The organism is Ornithinimicrobium panacihumi (assembly GCF_052073805.1).
GTDB lineage: Bacteria > Actinomycetota > Actinomycetes > Actinomycetales > Dermatophilaceae > Ornithinicoccus > Ornithinicoccus panacihumi.
On the sequence record NZ_JBQGWG010000002.1, the window covers coordinates 194,963 to 217,636 of the forward strand.

20 protein-coding genes and 1 tRNA gene are annotated in these 22,674 nt (G+C 71.5%); 6 read left to right on the forward strand and 15 right to left on the reverse strand.

From position 1 onward, the window contains the following. Window positions 1–72: 72 nt before the first annotated feature. The 9 genes from ACTMMA_RS03040 to ACTMMA_RS03080 form a co-directional block, all read right to left on the reverse strand. Window positions 73–369: a hypothetical protein gene (locus ACTMMA_RS03040; RefSeq protein WP_441188623.1), complete on the reverse strand. Its 297-nt coding sequence runs from the start codon at window positions 367–369 to the stop codon at window positions 73–75. Further along, window positions 366–1,100 (reverse strand): VOC family protein, encoded by a 735-nt coding sequence (locus ACTMMA_RS03045; RefSeq protein ID WP_441188624.1) that lies wholly within the window; start codon window positions 1,098–1,100, stop codon window positions 366–368. Before ACTMMA_RS03045 ends, ACTMMA_RS03040 begins: the two co-directional genes overlap by 4 nt. A gap of 9 nt (window positions 1,101–1,109) precedes the next feature. Further along, window positions 1,110–1,913 carry a TspO/MBR family protein gene (locus ACTMMA_RS03050; RefSeq protein ID WP_441188625.1) on the reverse strand — a complete coding sequence of 268 codons (804 nt, stop codon included), beginning with the start codon at window positions 1,911–1,913 and terminating at the stop codon, window positions 1,110–1,112. Next, window positions 1,906–2,319: a DUF2177 family protein gene (locus ACTMMA_RS03055; RefSeq protein ID WP_441188626.1), complete on the reverse strand. Its 414-nt coding sequence runs from the start codon at window positions 2,317–2,319 to the stop codon at window positions 1,906–1,908. The genes ACTMMA_RS03050 and ACTMMA_RS03055 overlap by 8 nt, the downstream gene beginning before the upstream one ends. Then, window positions 2,316–2,867 carry a pyridoxamine 5'-phosphate oxidase family protein gene (locus ACTMMA_RS03060; protein ID WP_441188627.1) on the reverse strand — a complete coding sequence of 184 codons (552 nt, stop codon included), beginning with the start codon at window positions 2,865–2,867 and terminating at the stop codon, window positions 2,316–2,318. The genes ACTMMA_RS03055 and ACTMMA_RS03060 overlap by 4 nt, the downstream gene beginning before the upstream one ends. Before the next feature lie 77 nt (window positions 2,868–2,944). Next, window positions 2,945–4,060, reverse strand: coding sequence for an ATP-grasp fold amidoligase family protein (locus tag ACTMMA_RS03065; protein WP_441188628.1), 1,116 nt, complete (start codon window positions 4,058–4,060; stop codon window positions 2,945–2,947). 203 nt (window positions 4,061–4,263) lie between these two features. After that, window positions 4,264–4,336, reverse strand: a tRNA-Thr gene (locus ACTMMA_RS03070). 68 nt (window positions 4,337–4,404) lie between these two features. Then, window positions 4,405–5,547 (reverse strand): transglycosylase family protein, encoded by a 1,143-nt coding sequence (locus ACTMMA_RS03075; RefSeq protein WP_441188629.1) that lies wholly within the window; start codon window positions 5,545–5,547, stop codon window positions 4,405–4,407. A 190-nt stretch (window positions 5,548–5,737) separates the two neighbouring features. After that, window positions 5,738–7,492: a protein kinase domain-containing protein gene (locus tag ACTMMA_RS03080; protein WP_441188630.1), complete on the reverse strand. Its 1,755-nt coding sequence runs from the start codon at window positions 7,490–7,492 to the stop codon at window positions 5,738–5,740. A gap of 113 nt (window positions 7,493–7,605) precedes the next feature. Between ACTMMA_RS03080 and ACTMMA_RS03085 the strand changes: the two genes are divergently transcribed. Together ACTMMA_RS03085 and otsB are read left to right on the forward strand one after the other, a co-directional pair. Further along, window positions 7,606–9,084 carry an alpha,alpha-trehalose-phosphate synthase (UDP-forming) gene (locus tag ACTMMA_RS03085; RefSeq protein WP_441188631.1) on the forward strand — a complete coding sequence of 493 codons (1,479 nt, stop codon included), beginning with the start codon at window positions 7,606–7,608 and terminating at the stop codon, window positions 9,082–9,084. After that, window positions 9,084–9,872 carry a trehalose-phosphatase gene (otsB, locus tag ACTMMA_RS03090; protein WP_441188632.1) on the forward strand — a complete coding sequence of 263 codons (789 nt, stop codon included), beginning with the start codon at window positions 9,084–9,086 and terminating at the stop codon, window positions 9,870–9,872. The genes ACTMMA_RS03085 and otsB overlap by 1 nt, the downstream gene beginning before the upstream one ends. Here otsB and ACTMMA_RS03095 read toward each other — a convergent pair whose 3' ends face one another. The 4 genes from ACTMMA_RS03095 to ACTMMA_RS03110 form a co-directional block, all read right to left on the reverse strand. Beyond that, window positions 9,873–10,907: a LacI family DNA-binding transcriptional regulator gene (locus ACTMMA_RS03095; protein WP_441188633.1), complete on the reverse strand. Its 1,035-nt coding sequence runs from the start codon at window positions 10,905–10,907 to the stop codon at window positions 9,873–9,875. 5 nt (window positions 10,908–10,912) lie between these two features. Next, window positions 10,913–11,872 carry a sugar ABC transporter permease gene (locus ACTMMA_RS03100; protein ID WP_441188634.1) on the reverse strand — a complete coding sequence of 320 codons (960 nt, stop codon included), beginning with the start codon at window positions 11,870–11,872 and terminating at the stop codon, window positions 10,913–10,915. Between the two features lie 2 nt (window positions 11,873–11,874). Beyond that, a complete protein-coding gene (locus ACTMMA_RS03105; RefSeq protein ID WP_441188635.1) occupies window positions 11,875–13,560 on the reverse strand; it encodes an ABC transporter permease subunit in 1,686 nt (561 codons plus the stop codon). A 169-nt stretch (window positions 13,561–13,729) separates the two neighbouring features. Then, a complete protein-coding gene (locus tag ACTMMA_RS03110; protein WP_441188636.1) occupies window positions 13,730–15,088 on the reverse strand; it encodes a sugar ABC transporter substrate-binding protein in 1,359 nt (452 codons plus the stop codon). Window positions 15,089–15,416: 328 nt separating this feature from the next. Between ACTMMA_RS03110 and ACTMMA_RS03115 the strand changes: the two genes are divergently transcribed. After that, entirely contained in the window at window positions 15,417–16,502 is a 1,086-nt protein-coding gene (locus tag ACTMMA_RS03115) for an ABC transporter ATP-binding protein (protein ID WP_441188637.1), read from the forward strand. Window positions 16,503–16,608: 106 nt separating this feature from the next. Here the strand turns inward: ACTMMA_RS03115 and ACTMMA_RS03120 are convergent, their stop codons facing one another. Further along, window positions 16,609–17,169: a hypothetical protein gene (locus ACTMMA_RS03120; RefSeq protein ID WP_441188638.1), complete on the reverse strand. Its 561-nt coding sequence runs from the start codon at window positions 17,167–17,169 to the stop codon at window positions 16,609–16,611. 470 nt (window positions 17,170–17,639) lie between these two features. On the opposite strand from ACTMMA_RS03120, the gene ACTMMA_RS03125 reads away from it, so the two are divergent. From ACTMMA_RS03125 to ACTMMA_RS03135, 3 genes are all read left to right on the forward strand, one after another. Then, window positions 17,640–18,890 (forward strand): DUF4032 domain-containing protein, encoded by a 1,251-nt coding sequence (locus tag ACTMMA_RS03125; protein WP_441188639.1) that lies wholly within the window; start codon window positions 17,640–17,642, stop codon window positions 18,888–18,890. A 263-nt stretch (window positions 18,891–19,153) separates the two neighbouring features. Next, the gene (locus ACTMMA_RS03130; protein WP_441188640.1) at window positions 19,154–19,660 is read left to right on the forward strand and encodes a transporter substrate-binding domain-containing protein; all 507 of its coding nucleotides are present in this window, start codon (window positions 19,154–19,156) and stop codon (window positions 19,658–19,660) included. Beyond that, entirely contained in the window at window positions 19,657–20,658 is a 1,002-nt protein-coding gene (locus tag ACTMMA_RS03135) for a cation diffusion facilitator family transporter (protein ID WP_441188641.1), read from the forward strand. Before ACTMMA_RS03130 ends, ACTMMA_RS03135 begins: the two co-directional genes overlap by 4 nt. Here the strand turns inward: ACTMMA_RS03135 and ACTMMA_RS03140 are convergent. Further along, the gene (locus ACTMMA_RS03140) at window positions 20,655–22,664 is read right to left on the reverse strand and encodes a S9 family peptidase (RefSeq protein ID WP_441188642.1); all 2,010 of its coding nucleotides are present in this window, start codon (window positions 22,662–22,664) and stop codon (window positions 20,655–20,657) included. The genes ACTMMA_RS03135 and ACTMMA_RS03140 overlap by 4 nt on opposite strands. Window positions 22,665–22,674 lie beyond the last annotated feature (10 nt).

Consider the following 22,674-nt stretch of genomic DNA (forward strand, 5'->3'; position numbering starts at 1 on the left):
CGCACCCGATCGGGCGCGGGACGGGCGAGGATGAGTCTCGACCCCGATTCCCCCCGCCAGCATCAGGAGACCTCAGCGTTCGCGTGAACGGGTCCGATGCAGCGCGATCACGGCGACCAACAGACCGCAGCCCGCGATCACGAGCATGGTGACGGCGCCCTCAGCGCCACCCCTGGCAGGGGAAGCGTCGGAGGCGTAGTACGAGTACCACAACCCGATCGCGACGACCGTTGTGCCGATGGGCACCACGCCCAACCTCGAGCCTCTCCGGACAGCCCACGCGCCAAGGATCAGAGGCAGCAGCACGAGCACGAAGAGCAGCGGCGCCTCCCCGATGTCTCGAAGCATGAGATCGACTGGCGTGCTCACGGCGACTCCTGTCCCAGCACGCAGAACTCGTTGCCCGAGGCGTCGCGCAGCACCACCCAGGCGTGCCCCTGCGCCCAGTCGTCGTCCACGCGGGTGGCTCCGAGCGACAGAGCGAGCTCGACCGCCTCCTCCTGGCCCGGGTCGCTAGACTCCGGGCGCACGTCCAGGTGCATCCGGTTCTGGGTCTGCTTTCGTCCTCGCTCCGCCCACAGCTCGAGCAACGGGCCGTGCAGCGAGGGGTGGCGCAGGGTGACCGGCGCGCTGCCCGCGACGGGCACCCAGCCGGTGAGAGCGGCATAGAGCTCGCCGTCGCGCTCGGGGTCGGCGCTGTCCAGCGGGAGCGCGGCGATCGCGCCGGTGTCCTGGTATGCCGTGCGCTCCTCCATCACGCACAGCGGGCTCCCGTCGGGGTCGGCGAGCACCACCCACGGCACGTCCTTCTGGCCGATGTCCAGGGGGCGCGCGCCCAGCTCGATCAGCCGCTCGACCACCTCCTGCTGGCGCGGACCGCCAAGCAGGTCGGGGTGCAGCCTCGGGTGGGGGTCCGGCGCCCGGTCGACCTGCTCCAGGCATACGTCGAGCCAGAGGTCGGGCTGCGCGGGATCGAGGGCCAGCCGCCCCTCATAGGTGTGGTCGGTGAGGATGCCCCGGGTCAGCCCCAGCGCACCCTCCCAGAAGAGCGCGCTGCGGCCGATGTCCCGGGTCTGCAGAACGGTGTCCTCGAGACGCATGCTGCGACGCTACAGGGGACGTGGCCGTCCATCGGGTCGGGTGCGGAGCAGCGCCCATGCACCCAGGGCGGCGACGGCCACCGCGGTCGCGACGGCCGCGTAGCCGACCAGGTCGGAGCGCAGGTCGCCGGTCAGGCGACCGACCGCGACCCAGGAGGTCCCCCAGACCACGGCCGCGACCAGCCCGAGCTGGAGCATCCGCTGGTCGGTCCGGGTCAGCAGGAAGCCGGCGATGGCGACGACCGCGGCCAGCACGGCGACGGTGATCCACCGTGCGGTCCGGCCGTCCTCCGGCACACCCAGCCCCACCAGCCAGGAGGCGATGTTGGCGCACGTCGCCACGCAGATCCACCCCAGGTAGAGACCGAAGGTGAGCGCCACGAAGATGTCGGTGGCCCAGCCGTCGCGGTGCAGCCCGGCGGTGCGGCGCAGCACGATTCCCAGCGAGACCACGATGCCGATCATCACCAGCACCGAGACCAGCACCCAGCCGGCCCAGACCACGATGAGCCACAGACCGTTGAGGGCGATCGCCGCCGCGGCCGGCGCCCGGGTGACCTGCGCCCAGGGGGACGTGGAGATCCACTGCCACACCACATACCCCGCCAGACCGAGGTAGATGACCGACCAGATGGAGAAGGCCGGTCCGTGCGGGGCGATGAGGGTGGCGCTGTCGGAGAAGAGACCGCTGCCCTGGCTCTGGACGCCCTCGGTGCCGCCGAGGACGCCGAAGCCGAGCAGGGTGCCGCCGATCCACAGCACGGCAGCGAGGGTGACGACGACCCGGTCGCGCAGCAGGGTGCCGTCAGTCACGCGTGGCCGCCTTCACGACGGCGGTCGCGGCGGCGGCCGAGGCCGCGGTCACGAAGGTGCCCCACGCGATGTCGGGCACCACCATCTCGGCCGGGAAGTCCTCGATGACGGCCAGGCTGGTCAGATCGTAGGTGGAGTAGGCGACCAGGCCGAGCGCGGCGCCCTGGGCCGCGGCCTTGCCGACGCTCCCCTCCCGCAGGCCCGGGGCGGTCGCGAAGTGGGCGATGCCCAGGGTGTAGATGCCGTAGAACGCGGCGGCCGCCGGCACGTTGAGGGGGTCGGCCATGAGCGGCCCGAGGGCCCGCTGGTTGAAGTCCTTGGCCACGACCCCGAGCCAGAGCGCGTCGAGCGCCCCGAAGACCGCGGCGCCCGCGGCCCAGCCACCGAGCCAGCGGGCAGGCCTCATGGGAGCTCGACGACGGTGGGACCGTCGTCCTTCGCGTCGTCCTTGCCGGTGATCGACCTCACGGTCTGCACGACCATGCCGATCATCGACTCGCCGCCCCAGTACTCCGCCGTGTCGCCGGAGACCTTGAGGATGACGTTGTCGGGGTTCTCCGGGCCGCCGTCCATGAAGGCGTCGGCACCCTTGGACCAGAGCTGCTCGACCAGGGCGCGGTCCTCGACCAGGGTGGCGGTGCCGGCCAGCGAGACCCAGGCCTTCATCGAGGAGTAGGCGACGTTGACCTGGGGGTTGGCGCGGACGTCGCGGGCCACGGCGCTGGAGGAGCGGACGAGGAAGAGGACGTCGCCGTCCTCCTCGTGGACCTGGGTCGACAACGGGCGGCTGGTGAGTCGGCCCTGCGCGGAGCTGGAGTCCACCGTGGTCAGCATCGCGATGTCCATCTTCTTCATCACGTCGTGGACCTTCTGGACCTCGGCAGGGTCGCTGGAGACGTTCACCGGGTCGCTGGGCGTGGTGTCGTGCTGCTGCGGGTGCTCGGACGTGGTCATGACAGCTCCTCTGGGTCGGGGCCTGCCACGCTAGGCGGGCGGGGCCCCGCTGTCCTGCTGAGACGCAACGGCTTCCGTCAGCGCTGGTCCTGGCACCACCGGCCGCAGGGCTCGCGGTGGACGGCCCAGTGGCCCGACCCTTCGCCGTGGGAAGGATGGCCGGGCGGGTAGAGCGAGGGTGCGTCGTGCATGCCGTGCAGGGTGAAGGGCGGGCGCCCGGCCTGGATGTCGACGTCCAGGCGGCGGCGGGCATCGGCCCAGAACTCCCCCAGGGCGCGGTCGTGGTCGGCCCGGTAGAGCTGCTTGCCCCCTGGCGTGCGGGTCAGCTCGCCCAGCACGGGGCCGTCCGGGGTGTCGTAGAGGTCGACCCTGATGAACGGCAGCGCGACCGCCCGGGACAGGTGCCGCGCGACGTCCATCATCTCGGTGAAGGAGACCGGCAGGGGGATGCCGGGGTCCGTGCCGGCCGGGATCACGTCGTGGCCGAGGTCCTGCCCCTGCTCGTCGACATAGCGGCTGGCGACGGTCGCCAGGTTGCCGTGCTGGCCGGCCCTCCGCAGCAGGACGTGGCCGATGCGGCCGTAGAAGGCGTAGGCCTTGACGTCGTCGGGCAGGGTGCCCGGTGCCTGACCGACCTGCTCGAGCAGCTCCTCGGCGAAGAACGGTCCCCGTGCCTGGTCGGTGGCGTCGAGATGGGCGCGGAGCGCAGCGGCGTCGAGCTCGCCCGCCTTCCCCGCGACGCGGTAGCGGTCGTGGCCCACCCGGGTCAGGGGCAGCACCCCGTGGCTGCCCGCGCCCCGGTCGGACTTGAGGACGAAGCGCTCCGGCAGCCCGTCCAGGTCGATGTCTGAGGTCTTGGCCCACACGCCCAGGACCCGTGGCACGGGGACGCCGTGGCTGGCGGCGAGTCGATAGTTGCGCAGCTTGTAGGGAACCTGGAGCAGCGGGTGCTGCCTGGCGCCGGGCGTGTGCCACAGGGCCTTGGCCGAGCCGCGTGCCGCCATCAGCTCGCGGCGGAAGGACGGGGGCAGGTCGTGACCGTCCCGCTCCCCCCGGTAGGACGCCAGCTCGGCCTCCAAGGCCGCCACCCGCTCCCGGAGCTCGGCGACCTGCTCGGCGCGCTGGGCCAGGCGCCGGTCCCGCCAGGCCAGCGGTGGGATGGCTGCGATCACACGGCTGCGCAGACCTGCCACGTGGACCTCCGTCCTCCTCGTAGTGCGTCCACATCCGCAGAACATGTACCACGTTCTCCTCAGGGAGCACCTGGGCTACCAGCCACCCGCCCGCCGGCGTACGTACCGGCGTGCGCAATGGACCCCATCCTCGGCTCTTGGGCGGATTTCGGCCGTTGTGCACGCCGGTACGTACGCGCGTCGGGACCTCATCGTTCGAGGAGAGCTGGCGAAGGGACTCGAACCCTCAACCACCTGTTTACAAGACAGGTGCGCTACCAATTGCGCCACGCCAGCGGACGTCCGGGCACGCCCCGGACGGCCTGACGAGTCTAAGCGACCGGGAGAGCCCGGCCCGGCGCGGCTCAGCCGATGACGTTGGCGTTGAGCCAGCCCTGCAGCGCGAGGACGGTGCGGTAGTTCATGTAGGTCGACCCGTCGCGGGTCATCCCGATGCGGTCCTGCAGTGCGGCCTGCGACGCGGGGCCCCAGTCGCCGTCGGCAGGGGTGCCGACCGTGCGCTGCAGCGCCATGATCGTGGTGGTGTTCCAGTAGCCGGTCTCCTGGATGCCCGCCCACCGCTGGATCGCCTTGACCGTCAGCGGGCCACGGCTGCCGTCCAGGACCAGCGGCGCCATGTCGGAGACCCCACCCCCACCGGTCGAGGCCCGCAGGATGGTGCCGCTGATGTAGCCACGGCCGTCGGCGAGCTTGACCCAGCCGTTGGACAGGACCCCCTTGACGGTGGTCCCGTAGCGGGCGCCCCCGGCGATCGAGTAGGACGTGCCCGGACCGGAGCGGATGTTGGCGCCGGCGGTGGCGGTGACCACATAGCTGGCACCGCTCGACGGCGGCGCGGGCGCGGGCTCCGGCGCAGGAGCCGGGGCGGGGGCCGACGTGGACAGCGTCGTCAGGCTGATCCACCGACCGCCCTCCATGGAGACCCAGCCGCCCTTCTCTGTGCCGCTGACCTTGGTGCCGGTCGCGGCCGAGCCGATGATCGAGTAGTTCGTCCCAGGTCCGGAGCGGATGTTGGCGCCGGGGGTGGCGGTGACGTACCAGGTGCCGGGGCTGACGTCCCGCGACGGCGGGTCGACGTCCTGCCCGGGATAGGGAGCCAGGCCGTTCTCCATCGTCAGGCCGGCGCGCACGGAGCAGACGGGCCAGGCTCCCGGCCCCTGGACCTTGAGCACCTTCTGGGCGATGGTGATCTGCTGGATCTTGGTCGCCTGGTGGGCGTAGGGGGCGAACTGGGTGCCGCCGAAGGAGACCCAGGTCGGGTGCCAGAACTGCAGGCCGCCGTAGAAGCCGTTGCCGGTGTTGATCGACCAGTTGCCCGTCGACTCGCAGTGGGCGACGCGGTCCCAGACGTTGTCCTCGGCCGCCGCGGTCTGCGCGGGCAGGGTCACGCCGGCCAGCCCGGCCGCCCCGGCGAGCACGGCGCTGCCGGCCTTGCGGAGCCCGCCGGTCGCGCGGTCCTGGGTGCTGGTCACACGGGAGTTCGCCATGGGTCGCTGATCCTTCCGGCGGGGTCGTTCGGGACAACCTCTCGGCCCGCGATGTGACTGATGGGACCAGAGATGGATGGGACAACTCTTCACGGTAGGCCACCCTCTCGGACACCCGGTAGGAGATGTGGCGAGGATCACACCAGGCGTCCGGCCGGAGTCGCCGCAGGTCTCAGGACGCAGGCAGGTCTCAGAGCGGGAAGCCGTAGGGCAGCCACTGCCGCGGGTCGAAGTTGGGGCCCAACGGCCACCAGGACACCGTCCCGCCGTCGAGGACCGCCCAGGCCGCGAGCGCCGCCCCGCCGACGACGCACAGCGTGGCGACCACCGTCGTCGGCAGCCCGGCGGGGACCATGCCCCGCAGCGTCGTCCGCGAGCCGCGCCGCAGGGCGGTCGCCCCCAGGCCCCACCAGCCGACGAGACCGCCGACCAGCGCCGCGGCACCCATCGCGATCGGCGAGTCCGGGGTCACCCCGATCATCAGCTCGGAGATGGACACCGACCAGGCGACCCCGAGCGCCACCAGCCCGGCGATCGCCACCGGCAGGATCAGCGCGAACGCGGTCGTGACCAGGCTGGCCAGCAGGTTCCACGGGGAGGCCAGGACGAGCATCGGGACGTCGCTGCGACGCCGCCCCGCCTCGTGACGGCGCAGGACCAGGCCGGTCAGGCTCCGGTCCACGGTCCGGGTGAGCACGCCCCATACCGCGAAGAGCCCCCACGCCAGGACCGGGGCGACGGTCGCGAGCCCGACGAAGAGCACCAGGAGCGCGGCCAGCGTGCCGCTGCGCGCGCTGCGCCCGATGCGGGGGTCGGGCCCGCCCTGCTCCCCCGGCTCCGGCGTCACCTCGTGCAGGCCGAAGGGCTCGGGGTATGCGGCAGGTCCGGCAGCCTGCTCCCTCACCTCCGGGACGGGCTTGGGGCGCCGCGGTGGCGGGTCGGGCCAAGGGTCGGCCACACGTGCCGGCGCCACCCGGGTCGGGTCGGGCCGACGCTGCGGCGCGACCTGCGTTGCCCAGGACGGCAACGCCTGGGTGACGTCCTCGTGGCGGGCATAGCGCTCCAGCCCGTCGAGCACCTGGGCCTGGGTCGGGCGCCGCTCGGGGTCGGGGTCCAGCGCTGCGGCCAGGAGCGGGGCGAGGCGGGGGTCGACGCCCTCGAGCTGGAGACGCCCGCGCAGCACCCGGTCGAGGACGACCGTGAGCGGGCCGCGGCCGAAGGGCGGCTGCCCGCTCGCGGCGAAGGCGAGCGTGGCCGCCCAGCCCCACCAGTCGGTGGCCTCCCCCACGTCGCCACCCTCGACGACCTCGGGCGACAGATAGCCCGGGGTGCCCATGACCATCCCGGTCATGGTGAGTCGGACGTCGTCGGCGACCTGGGCGATGCCGAAGTCGATGACCACCGGGTCGAGGTGGCCGTCGCGCTCGACCAGCAGCACGTTGCCCGGCTTGAGGTCGCGGTGCACGATGCCCGCGCCGTGGATCGCGCGCAGGGCCTCCCCCAGACCGCGCCCCAGCCGCAGCAGCGCCTCCCCCCGCAGCGGGCCGCGGCTCTCGACGACCTCGTCCAGCGGCGGGCCGTCGACGAACTCGGTGACGATGTAAGGCGCAGGTCCGTCCACGTCCGCGTCGATGACGGCCGCCACGCGCGGGTGGTGGACCCTGGCAAGCGTGTGGACCTCGCGGCGCAGCCGCTCGCGGGCGTGCTCGTCGTGGGCGATGTGCTCGCGCAGGACCTTGATGGCGACCTCGCGGCCGCGGCGGTCGGTGGCCCGCCACACCACGCCCATGCCGCCCTCGCCCAGGCGCTCGTGCAGCTCGTAGTCGCCCAGCATCCGCGGGCCGGCGATCCCCTGCCCGCCACCGGAGACGCGCCCACGCGCAGGCCGCGGCACCGGACGGGTCACGTCCGTGTCGCCGCGGTGCTGGCCTGGCTCGGTGGTCACGGTCTCCACGGTATGCGCACTCCTGCCCCCTCGGGCACCTTGGTCGATCCGGCTGGGCGCGTGTCTGCCCCGCCCCCTAGGGTTGTCACGAGGACAACGAGCAAGGGACATCCATGGTTTCCACCGCTGATCCGCGCACCTACGACTTCGTGATCGCCGCCAACCGGCTGCCCGTCGACCGGCACGTCAGCCCCGATGGCACCACCACGTGGAAGACCAGCCCCGGCGGGCTGGTCACCGCGATGGAGTCGGTCATGCACGGCCGGGAGGCCGCCTGGGTCGGCTGGGCCGGCTTCCCCGGCGAGGCCCCCGAGCCCTTCGACGACGACGCGCTGCGGCTGCACCCGGTGCCGCTGTCGGCCGAGGAGCTCGTCGACTACTACGAAGGCTTCTCCAACGACACCCTCTGGCCGCTCTACCACGACGTGATCGTGCCGCCCACCTTCCACCGCTCGTGGTGGCACACCTACCAGAAGGTCAACGACCGCTTCGCCGCCGCGATCGCCGAGGTGGCCGCCGAGGGCGCCACGGTGTGGGTGCACGACTACCAACTCCAGCTCGTGCCGGCGCTGCTGCGGGACCGCCGCCCCGACCTGCGGATCGGCTGGTTCAACCACATCCCCTTCCCGCCGGTGGAGCTCTTCGCCCAGCTCCCCTGGCGCGGCCTGATCCTGCGCGGGCTGCTCGGCGCCGACTTCCTCGGTTTCCAGCGGCCCGACGACGCCCGCAACTTCATGCGCTCCTGCCGCTCGGTGCTCGGCACCACCAACCGTGGCGACGTCGTGCACTGGGCCGGGGCCGACGACGACCGGCTCGGGGCCGCTCCGCGCCGGGCCCGCGCGGCCGCGGTGCCCATCTCGATCGATGCCTCGGGCTTCGAGCACCTGGCCCGCAGCCCCGAGGTGCGTGAGCGCGCCCGGGAGATCCGGGAGTCGCTCGGCGACCCGGAGGTGGTCCTGCTCGGCGTCGACCGGCTCGACTACACCAAGGGCATCCGTCACCGGCTCCGCGCGATCGGCGAGCTCTTCGAGGACGGGGAGATCGCCCCGCCGGAGGTGACCTTCGTGCAGGTGGCCACGCCCAGCCGCGAGCGCGTCGAGGCCTACCGCACGCTGCGCGAGCAGATCGAGGGCACCGTCGGGCGCATCAACGGCGACTTCTCCCACCTGGGCGACACCGCGATCCACTACCTGCACCAGTCCTACGGCCGCGAGGAGATGGCGGCGCTCTTCCAGGTGGCCGACGTCATGCTCGTCACCCCGCTGCGCGACGGGATGAACCTCGTGGCCAAGGAATATGTCACCGCCCGGCACGACGGCGGCGGCGCCCTGGTGCTCTCCGAGTTCACCGGCGCGGCCGAGGAGATGCGCTCGGCCTATCTGTGCAACCCCCACGACATCACCGGGCTGAAGCAGACGATCCTGCGCGCGATCCGCGACACCCCGACCGCCAAGAAGCGCAGGATGTCGGCCCTGCGCCGCCGGGTGCGCACCCACGACGTCCAGCGGTGGGCCGACGACTTCCTGCGCGCGCTCGCGGTCGCCCCCGGCAAGCCCGAGAAACCGACCCACACCGACGGCAAGGACGCGTGATGACTCTCTCCCCCGAGCTGCACGCCGCGCTGGCCGAGCTCGCCTCCCGCGGGCGCATCCTGGTCGCCAGCGACTTCGACGGGGCCCTGGCCCCGCTCGTCCTCGATCCCATGGACTCCCGACCGATCGAGGGGGGTATGGAGTCTCTCACCGCCCTCTCCACGGCACCGGGGACCACAGTCGCCCTGGTCTCCGGACGGGCTCTGGGTCCCCTGCGCGAGCTCTCCGGCGCCCGGGAGCCGTTGCTGCTCATCGGCTCCCACGGCGCCGAGGACTCGCGCCTGCCCGACGGCCTGGCCCTGGACGAGCGGCAACGCGTGCTGCTGGCCACCCTCGAGGAGGAGACCCGGCGGCTGGCCGAGGACCACCCCGGCATCCGCGTGGAGGACAAGCCGGCCGCCCGCGTCATCCACACCCGTGGCCTGCCGCCCGAGGTGGGCTCCGCCGCCCTGGAGGCGGCCACCGCCCTGGGGAAGCGGCATACCGATCTGGTCGTGACCCCCGGCAAGGAGGTCGTCGAGCTGGCCGTGGCGCACGTGGGCAAGGGGGTGGCGCTGCTGGCGCTGGCCGACGACCTGGGTGTGGACGCGATCTTCTACGCCGGAGACGACGTCACCGACGAGCACGCCTTCGAGGCCCTGGCGCACGACCCCGACCAGGAGCGCGCGGCACGGCGGGTGACGGTGCGGGTCGGTGACGGGCCGACCGCGGCGCAGCACCGCGTGGCCGACGAGCCGGGCCTGCTCGAGGTGCTCCAGACCCTCGAGGCGCTCCGCACGAGCCGCTAGTCAGCCGCGGGCGGTGACCGGGGCGGGCGCGGTGGACGAGCGGAGGATCAGCTCGGGCACGAAGGTGTACTCGCGGTGCTCGGCCCTCTCGCCGGAGACCTCGGACAGCACGGCCGTCACGGCGGCCTGGGACATGCCGCGCACGTCCATCCGGATCGTGGTCAGCGGCGGGTCGACGAAACCCATGAACGGGACGTCGTCGCTGCCGATCACCGACAGGTCGTCCGGGACGGTCAGGCCCAGCTGACCGGCGCCGCGCAGGACGCCCAGCGCCATGACGTCCGAGCCGGCGATGACCGCGGTGGCCCCGGCGTCGACGAGCTGGCGGGCCGCCGTCGCGCCGCCCTCGACCGAGAAGAGCGTGGTCGAGATGAGGTCGTCGAGGTCCACGCCCTCGGGCAGGTCGTCGGCCATCGCGGCCCGGAAGCCCTCGATGCGCCGCTGGACGGGGACGTAGCGCAGCGGGCCGGTGGCGAAGCCGATGCGCCGGTGGCCCAGGTTGCGCAGGTGCCGGACCGCCAGCTGCATCGAGGCGACGTCGTCGTGGCTGATGAACGTGGCGTCCACGTCGTCGCGGTAGCCGTTGACCAGCGCGATCGGCAGGCCGCGATCGCGCAGCGAGGAGTAGCGCTCCGTGCTGGCGGTGGTGTCGGCGTGGAAGCCGCTGACGAAGATGATCGCCGAGACGCCGCGGTCCAGCAGCATCTGGACGTACTCGTCCTCGTGCACGCCGCCGGGGGTCTGCGTGCACAGCACGGGCGTGTAGTTGGCGGCGGCCAGCTGGGTCTCGATCTCCTGGGCGAACATCGGGAAGATCGGGTTGGTCAGCTCCGGCACGACCAGGCCGATGAGCCCGGCGCTGTTCTTCTTGAGCTTGCTGGGGCGCTCGTAGCCGAGCACGTCCAGCGCGGTCAGCACCGTCTGGCGGGTCGAGGTGGCCACGCCGGGCTTGTCGTTGAGCACCCGGCTCACGGTCGCCTCGCTGACCCCCGCATAGGCGGCGAGGTCGGCGAGACGACCGCGGGAACGAGCCACGGTGGTCACTTCACGGAGCCGGAGGTCAGTCCACCGATGAGCTGCTTCTGCAGGCTCAGGTAGACCAGCACGGGCGGGATCGAGGCGATGAGTGCGCCGGCCGAGAACATGCCGAAGTACTTGTTGCGGTCGGCCAGGTTCAGCGAGTAGAGGCCGACGCCCAGGGTCCGGACGTCCTGGTCCAGCAGGAAGATGCTGGCCAGCATGAACTCGCCCCACAGGCCGATGAAGGCCAGGATGCCCACGGTGGCCAGGATGGGGGCGACCAGGCGCAGGGTCATCGTGAAGAAGATCCGCGCGTGGCTGGCGCCGTCCATCTTGGCCGCCTCGTCCAGCTCCTTGGGGATGGTGTCGAAGTAGCCCTTGAGCAGCCAGACGTTGGCGCCCATCGCACCGCCCAGGTAGACCAGCAGCAGGCCCCACAGGGTGTTCAGGCCGATGCCGGGCAGCGACTCACCGATGCGCAGGAACATGATGTAGATCGCCGGGAAGGCCAGCAGCGCCGGGAACATCTGGGCCAGCAGCAGCGCCATCAGGCCGGGGCGACGGCCCTTCCACCGCAGCCGGGAGAAGGCGTAGGCCGCCGCGGCCGCGATGAAGAGCTGGATGATCGTGCCCAGGCCGGCCACGATGAGGCTGTTCCTGAACCACGTCCAGAACGGGAAGGTCGTGGAGTTGAACAGGTCGTTGAAGTTCTTCATCGAGAAGTGCTGCGGGATCGGGCTGGTCGCGTTGAGCGTGCCGGCCGGGTTGAGCGCCGCGCTGACGATGAACATCACCGGGAAGAGCGCCCAGATGACGACGATGATCGCCAGCAGGTGGCGCCACCAGACGCCGCTCCTGCGCCGTCCCCCGGCGGGGACGACCGGCACCTGACCGGCGCGCAGCTCGTCCTTGCCCTCGGGCTTGAGGGTCGGGTCGGCGGCGAGGCTGCCGCCGGGCTGGATCGGGGTGTCCTGGCTCATGTTCAGTTCACATCCTCAAGGGCGGCGGACCGACGGAAGCCGATGTAGCTGATCGCTCCGACGAGGAAGAAGATCACGATGCTCACGGCGGAGGCCAGACCGATGTTCGGGTTGCCCGACTCCAGCGCCAGTCGGTAGGCGAAGTTGATCAGCAGGTCGGTGTTGCCGACCAGGGTGTTGGTGGAGTCGAAGGGACCACCACCGGTCACCAGGTAGACCAGGGTGAAGTTGTTGAAGTTGAAGGCATAGCTGGCCACCAGCAGCGGGCCCACCGCGACGAGGAGCAGCGGCATGATCACCGAGGTCAGGGTCCGGATCGGGCCGGCGCCGTCGACCGCGGCCGCCTCCTTGACGTCCTGCGGGATCGACTGCAGGGCACCGGTGCAGATGAGGAACATGTAGGGGAAGCCCAGCCACAGGTTGGTGATGATCAGGGACAGCCGGGCGAACCACGGGTCGGTGCGCCACGGGATCTCCAGCCCGATGAGGTTGTTGATCAGGCCGAACTGCGGGTTGAACATCGAGGCCCACACGATGCCGGTGACGAAGATCGGCAGGGCGTAGGGCAGCACCATCAGCGAGCGGTAGATGCCCTTGCCCTTGAGGCGAGGATCGTTGAAGAGGAGCGCGAGCAGCATACCGAGAAGGAAGGTGCTGACCACCGTGATCAGGGGGAAGACCAGGTTCCACAGGAAGATCTTGAGGAAGCCGCTGCGGAAGCTGGGGTCGGTGAAGATCGTGGCGAAGTTCTTCAGGCCGACGTTCTCGGTCCACCCGGCGGTCAGCGGGGCGCCCTCGCCGTCCTCGGGGACGAAGTTGCCCTCGGCGGCGACGTAGCGCTTGCCCTCGAGGGTGGTCATGACGTCGTTCTCCTCGTCGTAGGTGATCGAGGGCTGACCGACGTAGGCCGCAGAGGTGGTCGCGGCCTTGATGCCGGCGCCGGTGTCACCGACCGGGACGGCGAAGGCCTGGACCTCCTGGCCACGCTGGTTGGCCTCCATGAGGTTGAGGACGCGGTAGCCGGGGGCGGCCTCGACCGTGCCGTTGCTGCGGATCGCCACACCCTCCGCGGCCAGCGGCTCCAGGCCCTCCTCGGTGCCGACGAAGAGCTGGTAGCCGTCGGCGGTGACGTTCTCGCCGAGCTGCGCCTCGCCACCCTCCTCGGCGCCCTCCTCGAGCTCGCCCGCATCGTCGGCGGGGGCCACGGTGAGCAGCATGGACAGCTCACCGGTCTCGATCGGCTGGCCCTCGGGCACCGCGATCGACATGCCGTAGCGGGGGGCCTCCGGGTCCTGACGCACCGACTGGGCGCGGATGGCGTCGATCGCCTCCTCCTTGGTCAGCGTGTGGCCGTCGCCGTAGTTGGTGAAGGCCGTGCCGACCGTGTAGACGATCGGCCACATCTGGAACAGGAGCAGCAGCACCAGGCCGGGGAGCATGTACTTCATCGGGACCAGGCGGCGCGTGGAGTAGACGACCAGGACCATCATCGCGACGAAGGCGATGACGGTCACGATCAGCCACGAGCCGGCCTCGATGGCCTGCTGCGCGGCCCAGCCCAGGAGCGCGATCGTGAGGGCGATCGCTGCCCATTTGGCGACGTGGACCCAGGCCGGGGTGTGGTCGAGCTCGCCCTTGGGCGGCGGCTCGGTGGCCGGCGGCCGGGCCGCTGTCGAGGTCGATGACATCGGTGTCTTCTCTCCCTTGGATGGCGTGCGGGCGCTGGCCCGAGGATCAGGTCGGGACGGGACCTGGTAAACCGTACGGCCCGGGGCTGCTCGCCCCGCGGTCGTACGGCATACCGGACCCCGCCCCGGGGCAGGTGGGTCTCACCTGCCCCGGGAGGGTGTCATCGGGTCACTGCAGGGCGGACTCGACCTCGGACTGCGCGGTCTTCATGCGCTCGGCGGCGTCCTCGCCGGAGACGATGCCGGCGGTGGCCTTGCCCAGCGGGCCCCAGACGGCGTTCATCTGCGGGATGTTGGGCATCGGGGTGGCGCCGACGGCGGCCTCGCCCCAGGCGGCGATGTCCTCGTTGTCGGCCGCGACCTGCTCGTAGGCCTCGGTCAGGGCCGGCGGGCGGTCACCAGCCTCGAACAGCGAGAGCTGCACCTCGGGACGGGTGACGAACTCCTGCACGAAGGTCTGCGCGATCTGCGGGTTCTTGCTCTGCGCGGAGACGAAGAAGGACTGGACACCCAGGAACGGGCTGGTCTCGCCGCCGTCCTCGAAGTCCGGGATCGGGTCGATGGCGTACTCGATGCCGGCCTCGGAGATCTGGCCGATCGCCCACGGGCCGGAGACCATGTAGGCGGCCTTGCCCTCGGCGAACAGCGGGATCACGTTGGAGGCGTCCTGGTTGGTGGAGAGCGCACCCTCCTCGGCCAGCCAGGCCATCTTCTCGGCGCCCTTCAGGGTGTCCTCGGAGTCGAGGATGACCTCGGTGCCGTCGAAGCCGCCCTCGTCGAGCAGCGGGAAGATGCCGCCGCCGTAGGCGGACAGGTAGGGGTAGAGCGAGAAGGCGTTGCCGTCCGCACCCACCTCCTGGGTCATGATCAGCTCGGCCTCTCCGTCGGCGACCAGCTGCTTGCCGTGCTCGACCAGGGCCTCCATGGACTCGGGGGCCTCGGGGGCGAGCTCGGTGTTGCGGATCAGGGCGAGGGACTCGACGGCGTAGGGGACCGCGTAGGTCTGGCCCTCGAACTTCACGGCCTCGATCGACTCGGGGCTGAAGGCGGAGGAAACCTGCTCGGAGAGCTGGATCGGGGCGACCACGTTGTTCTGGACGAGCTCGCCCAGCCAGTCGTGCGCACCGACGGCGATGTCCGGGCCGGCGCCGGCGCCGACGGAGTCCTTGAACTGCTCGCGCAGCTTCTCGTTGGCCACGATCTGGATGTTGACCGGGACACCGGTCTCCTCCTCGAAGGCGGCAGCGTGCTCCTGCAGCGCCTCGGCGCGCAGGTCGTCGGCCCAGATCACCAGGCTGTTGCCGTCGGAGGCGGCCGGGGCGGCGCCCTCCTCGGTGGCGGCGGCGTCGTCGGCGGGGGCCTCCTCGGTGGCGGCCTCCTCCTCGGCGGGGGCCTCCTCGGTGGTCTCCTCCGTCTGCGTGGTGTCAGTGGTGGGAGCCGCGGGGGTGTCGGCGTCGCCGTCGCCGCAGGCGGTCAGCAGCAGGGCGGCGATACCCGTCATGGCCAGTGCACCGGTGGTGCGCTTCATCTGTTCTCCTTCGAACGTGGTGTGCCCGGTGACGAGTCCAGGGGGCTGCGCCGCCGTGCTGTGACAACCGACGTCGGAGTGAGCCAGTTGTCGTGATGGTGCTGTCAAGTATGCAGAACCTTCGGTCGGTCTGCAAGATCTTGCAACGGGATCTACGACATCTGGTAGCGTGATCCTCGTCACCGGCAACGTCGCCCTGACCTGCGCCAGCGGGATCGGGCTCCGGCCCTGGGCGATCGAGCCGGAGACGTGCCTCGCGGCGCCGTCGCGAGGTTCCTTTACAACGGATCGTCCGGCACGTACCTGCCGGTGAAGGAAAGGCTCATCCATGGCAACTGTCACCTTCGACGGAGCGACGCGCATCTACCCCGGTGCCGACACCCCCTCGGTCGACCAGCTCAACATCGAGATCGCCGACGGCGAGTTCCTCGTCCTCGTCGGGCCCTCCGGCTGCGGCAAGTCCACCTCGCTGCGCATGCTCGCCGGCTTGGAGGAGGTGAACAGCGGCCGCATCCTCATCGGCGACCGCGACGTCACCCACATGGCCCCCAAGGACCGCGACGTGGCGATGGTCTTCCAGAACTACGCGCTCTACCCGCACATGACGGTCGCCGACAACATGGGCTTCGCCCTGAAGATCGCCGGCAAGTCCAAGTCGGAGATCCGCGAGCGCGTCGAGGAGGCCGCCAAGATCCTCGACCTGACGCAGTACCTCGAGCGCAAGCCCAAGGCCCTCTCCGGTGGTCAGCGTCAGCGCGTCGCCATGGGCCGCGCCATCGTGCGCCAGCCGCAGGTCTTCCTCATGGACGAGCCGCTGTCCAACCTGGACGCCAAGCTGCGTGTCCAGACCCGCACCCAGATCGCCTCCCTGCAGCGCCGCCTGGGCGTCACCACCGTCTACGTGACCCACGACCAGGTCGAGGCCATGACGATGGGTGACCGCGTGGCGGTCCTCAAGGACGGCATCCTGCAGCAGGTCGACAGCCCGCGCCGCATGTACGACCACCCGGACAACGTCTTCGTCGCCGGCTTCATCGGCTCCCCCGCGATGAACCTCATGACGGTCCCCGTCGCCGACGGCGGCGTGCAGCTGGGCGACTACGTCCACCCGGTCGACCGTGAGGTCCTCTCCGCCGCCGGCGGCCGCGAGGTCGTCCTCGGCGTCCGCCCGGAGGACCTGGAGCTGTCCGACTCCGGCCGCGGCCTGCCGATCGAGATCGACGTCGTCGAGGAGCTCGGCGCCGACGCCTACATCTACGGCCAGCTGCCCGGCTCCGAGGTCGCTGACAAGCCGTTCATCGCGCGCGTCGACGGCCGCACCCCGCCGAAGAAGGGTGAGATCGTCCACTTCCAGCCCAAGGGTGACCACATCCACGTCTTCAACGCCGAGACGGGCGAGCGCATCAGCAAGTAGCCCCACCCCATCCCCACCGGACGCGTCCAGTGGTTGCTCAGGCAGCCACCGGGCGCGCCTTGTGGTCCGCTCCGGCCCACGGATCGACGCGGGCGAGCGATGGGACTCAGTCCGCTCCGACCACCTCCGTCGGCTCGACCAGGCGCTCCGCACCCACCCAGGGACCGCCGCCAGCCACGACAGCGCGGCGCTCCTCCACAACCTGCCCATCGTCGTCGCGCCCACGGCCGAGGTGCACATCGTCCAGGTCGACGGCTTCCCCAGCTCGCGCCGGCTCCCGGACGTCACCATCCACCACAGCGACTCCGGGCCGATCCCGCTCACCACCGCCGAAGGCCTTCGCCTCACCACGATGGCCCGCACGGTCGCCGACGTCCTCCGGACCCGGCGGGTGCCGCACGCACTGGCGACACTCGATCAGTCTCTTCGCCAAGGGCAGGTCAGCCTCCAGCAGGTCCGCGCCGAGCTGGACGCGCAGAAGCGCTGGACCGGCAAGGTCCGGGCGCAGCAGGTTCTCGATCTCGCCGACCCGGCCCGGGAGAGCTGGGGAGAGTCCCATTCCTACGGGGTGATCGCCGAGCTGAAGTTTCCTCGCCCGCTGCCACAGATCGAGATCCTCGACGAGACATTCACCTTCGTCGCCCGCGTCGACGGACTCCTCGACCACGAGCTCGTCTTCTTCGAGATCGACGGCACCGTCAAATACTTCCTAGACCCAGCCCAAGGCGAGGACGCGAGCAGACGGCGCGCCGCAAGCTTGCGGAGGAAGCCACCCGGCACGACAGTCTCGAGAGCCTGGGGCTCGTCGGGGCGCGATGGACCCCTGACCTGGCGATGCGCTCACCGGACGACGTCCGCCACCGCCTACGCACCGCCATCGCCAAGGCTCGCGGCAACGTCTTCACGGGGTGGGTTCGCTGGCAGGGCCAGCTGTGCCGTTTGCCACTCCTCCCACGCTGAAGGGGTATGCGGTGAGGCGAGACGCCGCATACCTCGCCTCAAGCTGGCTCGAGCAACCACAGGACGCGCTCAGTCGCGCTCACGGCAACCACACGACGCGCCCGGTCGCGGTGGGGACAACCACACGACGCGCCCGGTCGGAGTGGGTGGGGGTCGATCGGAACTAGGGTGGTCGGCATGGCGCTGGACTTCACCGCGATCACGCCGGACCCGGCGCTGCTCGACCTGCCCTGGGAGACGCCGCTGGAGGAGTGGCCCGAGGAGCACCTGGCCGCGCTCCCCCGCGGCATCTCGCGGCACGTCGTGCGGTTCGTCAAGATGTCGGGGCACGTGATCGCGGTCAAGGAGATCAGCGAGCCGCTGGCCCGGCGCGAGTTCCAGACCCTGCGCAACCTGCGCCGCCTGGGCCTGCCGACCGTGGAGCCGCTGGCCGTCGTCTCCGGGCGCACCGACGTCCACGGGCAACCCCTGGACGCCTGCCTCATCACGCGGCACCTGAAGTTCTCCCTCCCCTACCGTGCCGTCTTCTCCCAGCGGCTGCGCGAGGACACCGCCCGGCGCACCCTCGACGCCCTCGCCGTCCTGCTCGTCCGCCTCCACCTGGCCGGCTGCTTCTGGGGCGACGTCTCCCTGTCCAACACGCTCTTCCGCCGCGACGCCGGCGACTTCGCCGCCTACCTCGTCGACGCCGAGACCGCCGAGCTGCACCCCCAGCTCTCCCGCGGCCAGCGCGAGCACGACCTCTTCGTGGCCCACGGCAACATCGCCGGGGAGCTGATGGACCTGGAGGCCGGCGGCCAGCTGGCCGAGGGCGAGGACCCGGTCGAGATCGCCAACCGGCTGATGCACCGCTACGACCTGCTCTGGAACGAGCTGACCGGTGAGGAACGCTTCGAGCGCGGCGACCGGTGGAAGGTCGAGGAGCGCATCCGGCGCCTCAACAACCTCGGCTTCGACATCGACGAGCTGGAGATGAGCACCGACGTCGACGGCACGACGCTGCGCATCCAGCCCAGGGTCGTCGACGCCGGCCACCACTCCCGCCGCCTCATGCGCCTGACCGGCCTGGACGTCGAGGAGAACCAGGCCCGCCGCCTCCTCAACGACCTCGACTCCTACCGTGCCGCCACCGACCGGCTCGGAGACGACGAGGAGCTGGTCGCGCACGACTGGCTCTCGCAGATCTACGAGCCGACGACACGCGCCGTCCCGCCCGAGCTGCGCGCCAAGCTGGAGCCGGCCGAGCTCTTCCACGAGCTGCTCGAGCACCGCTGGTATCTCTCCGAGCGCGCCGACCAGGACACCCCCCTCGCGGACGCGGTCCGCGACTATGTCGCCACGATCCTGCCCAACCTGCCCGACGAGGCGGCCGTCCTGGGCGTCGACACCCAGGAGATCCCGATCCAGGCGATGATCGAGGACGGCTGACCCGGGGACGATCGCCCGCCCCGCGTTCTGGACCGCCTTTCGGGTATGCGGTCTCCCCCGTCCGGGGGAGACCTCACCGGCCGACTTCATGCGGGGTCTGTCACTTGGTGCCGGTTATAACCGGCACACAGGTCGGTTTCCCGCATGAAGTGGGCACAGGCCCCTCGGGCCGCATCAGGCCGCCCGGGCCACCTCGGCCCCCTCGTGCCCCGGCCGGGGCGACTCGGGTGGAGAAGGGCGAGGGGCAGGCGCACACTCAGACGGTGACGTCCACCCCATACCCCCTCTCCCGCAGGACGTCCGCCGTCCTGGCGGGGGTGCTCCTGCCGGCTGCGCTGCTGGCCGGCTGCGGGGTGCAGATCCCCGCAGACCCGGACGGCACCCTCGACGAGGTCGTCAGCTCCCGCGAGCTGAGGGTCGGGGTCTCGGTCAACCCGCCGTGGACGACCCTCCCCGCCACCCCGCAGGACGACCCGGGCGGCAGCGAGGTCGAGCTGGTCGAGGGCTTCGCCCGGAGCCTGGACGTCGAGCCGGTCTGGGTGGTCGGCGGCGAGGAGGAGCTGGTGCGCCAGCTCGAGGAGGGCGAGGTCCACGTCGTCGTCGGCGGGCTGACGAAGAAGAGCCCGTGGGCCAGCAAGGTCGCGCTGACCCGGCCCTACGCCACGACGAACGAGCACGGCACGAGGGTCAAGCACGTCATGGCCGCCGTCCCCGGCGAGAACGCCCTGCTCAGCGAGCTCGAGCGCTACCTGGACGAGGTGGCGCCGTGAGGCCCGTCGGCACGACCCGCTCGGGCACCCACTTCGGCGCCACCGAGCTCCCGCAGAAGCAGCGGCGGGTGCTGCGCCGGGCCCGGCGGCTGGAGGTCGTCTCGATCGTCTACATCGCCAGCGTCGCGGCCCTGATGTTCCTGGTGATGGGCTCCTCGCAGGCCATGCAGGCCGCCTTCGTGGAGGACCTGCTCTCCCTGGTCCCGCCGATCTCCTTCCTCGTCGCGGCACGCGTCGCCGCCAAGGAGCCGGACCGCAAGCACCCCTACGGCCGGCACCGCGCGGTCGCCGTCGGCCACCTCGTCGCCTCGGTGGCGCTGCTGACCATGGGCCTGCTGCTGACCTGGGAGTCGGTCTCGGGGCTGGTCAAGGCCGAGCATCCGCCGATCGGCACGATGCAGCTCTTCGGCCACACGGTCTGGGCGGGCTGGGTGATGATCGCCGCGATGGTCTACGGCGGCATCGGCCCCGTGATCCTCGGCAGGCTCAAGCTGCCGCTGGCCGAGCAGCTGCACGACAAGGTCCTGCACGCGGACGCCGACATGAACAAGGCCGACTGGATGACGGCCGGCTCGGGCATCCTGGGCATCCTCGGGATCGGGATGGGGCTGTGGTGGGCGGACGCTGCGGCCGCGCTGGTCATCGCCCTGGGCATCCTCAAGGACGGCGGGACCAACGTGCGGGCCGCCGTCGCCGGGCTCACCGACACCACCGCCCGCACCGTCGACGACAAGCACGAGCACCCTCTCGTGCGCCAGATCGACGACTACCTGGGGTCGCGCCCCTGGATCGCCGCCCACCGCAGCCGGGTGCGCGACATGGGCCACGTCTTCCAGGTCGAGGTCCGCGTCGTGCCCCGCGACGGTCGGGTCGACCTGGATCGGCTCCACCAGGTCGGCGAGGACCTGCGCGCGATGGACTGGAAGCTCCAGGACGTCACCGTCAGCCCGGCCCTGCGCATCGACGAGGGTGAGCGGACGGCGGCGCCTGCCGACTAGGCGAGGTTCTCGACGGTGACCGGCTCGATGTCGTCGGCCAGGTCCAGTCCGAAGACCTGCGCGTAGAAGGACAGCTCGGCCTCCAGCGCCCGCACCTGGTTGTCGAGCACGCGGAAGCCGTGCCCCTCGCCCTCGAACATCACCAGCGCCACGGGCAGCCCCTTCTCCCGCAGCACCGCCGCCATCTGCTCGGCCTGGTCCGGCGGCACCACCCGGTCGTCGGTGCCCTGGAGCAGGATCAGCGGGGTCGAGAGCCGGTCGACGTGATGGATCGGCGAGCGCGCCTCATACACCTCCCTGCCCTCGGGCCACGGCGCCACCAGCCCGTCGGTGTAGCGCGACTCCAGCTTGTGCGTGCCCGTGGCCAGCGTCGCCAGGTCCGAGATCCCGAAGTGGCTGGCGCCCGCGGCGAAGACGTCGGTGAAGGTCGCCGCCGCCAGCGTGGTGAAGCCACCGGCGCTGCCTCCGGTGATGGCCATCCGTCGGCGGTCGACGATCCCTTCCTCGGCGAGGTATGCGGCTCCGCCGGCGGCATCCTGCACGTCCACCTCTCCCCATCTCCCCTTGAGGCGCTCGCGGTAGGCGCGACCGTAGCCGGTGGAGCCGCCGTAGTTGACGTCGAGCACCGCGAACCCGCGCGAGGTCCAGAAGGTGCGGGAGGCCGAGTGGCCGGGGACCGCGCCGGCGGTGGGCCCGCCGTGCAGGGTCACGATGAGCGGCGGCAGGTCGCCCTCGGGCGCGTTGACCTGCGGGTTGGTCGGCCGGTAGAGGAAGCCGTGGGCTGTCGCGCCGTCCGGGGTGGGCCAGCTGACCGGCTCGGGACGGGCCGCCAGCTCGACGGGGGTGGTCGGTGCCACCTCGACGACGGGGCGGTGCCGCCCGGTGGCCAGGTCCACCTCCCACAGGGTCGAGGGACGGTCCAGGGGCGCGGCGACGAGGACGACGCTGCCGTCGGCGAGGACGGTCTGGTCGTCGACGAAGCCGACCTCCAGCGGCACCACCTCGGTGCTGCCGGTCGTCGGGTCGATGACGACCAGCTCGCGGAAGCCGTCCCGGGAGCGGCCGCTGACGACGCGGCCGTCGGGCAGCAGGGCGTAGGAGCGCTGCCCGGGCGTCCAGCGCGGCTCGCCCAGCTCCAGCTCCCCGGTCGTGATGGCCGAGAGGCCGCCGGGGTCCTCGACGTCGAGCTCGTAGAGATTGCTCCAGCCGGTGCGGTCCGACAGCAGCAGGAGGGTGGTGTCGTCGAGCCACTGCGGCTGCTCGATCGACTCGCCGTCACCGCCGACGGCCGGGGCGGCCGAGGTCAGGTCGCCGGCCCCGTCCAGCTCCCCCAGCCACAGGGTCGTCTCGTCCCAGGACATGTGCGGGTGGTCCCACTGGAGCCAGGCCACGCGGGAGCCATCGGGCGAGAGGGCGGGGTCGAGGATGAAGTCGGGGGCGGGGTCGTCGGGGCTGTTGGTGTCGGGGCCGTCCCCGTCCCGTTCCACCCGGCGGCGCTCCTTGCCCGCGACCAGGACGGTGCCGAGGTCGGCGTTGTCCCCGTCCAGGTCGAGCCGGACCAGGGAGTTGACCGGCTCCAGCTCCTCGTCGCGCTGGTCCTCGCGCAGGCAGAAGACCGCGCGGCGCGCCAGGTCGATGAGGAAGCAGGACCAGCGCACCTTCCCGTCGGTGGGCGGGGTCAGGGCGCGGGGCTCCTGCCCGGGTGAGCTGCTCCATACCTGCTGGGTGTCGAAGTCGACCCAGAGCACGGTGCCGTCGAGGGCGGCGTAGTCGCCGCCGCCGTACTCCAGGTAGCGGGTCCGCACGTTGTGGTCGGCGGGGCTGACGTCCTCGACGCGCCCGGCGCGCCGTCGCACGAGGGTGACGCGGCCGGCGTCCTGCGGGCGGGCCTCGAGCCAGTAGAGGTCCTCGCCGTCGGCCAGCGGGGAGCGACGGCGGGTCAGGCCGGCGAGGGTCTGCCGCGCGTCGACGGGCGAGGGCCAGGAGCCGTAGGGCATCGTCTGCATGGCCCCACTA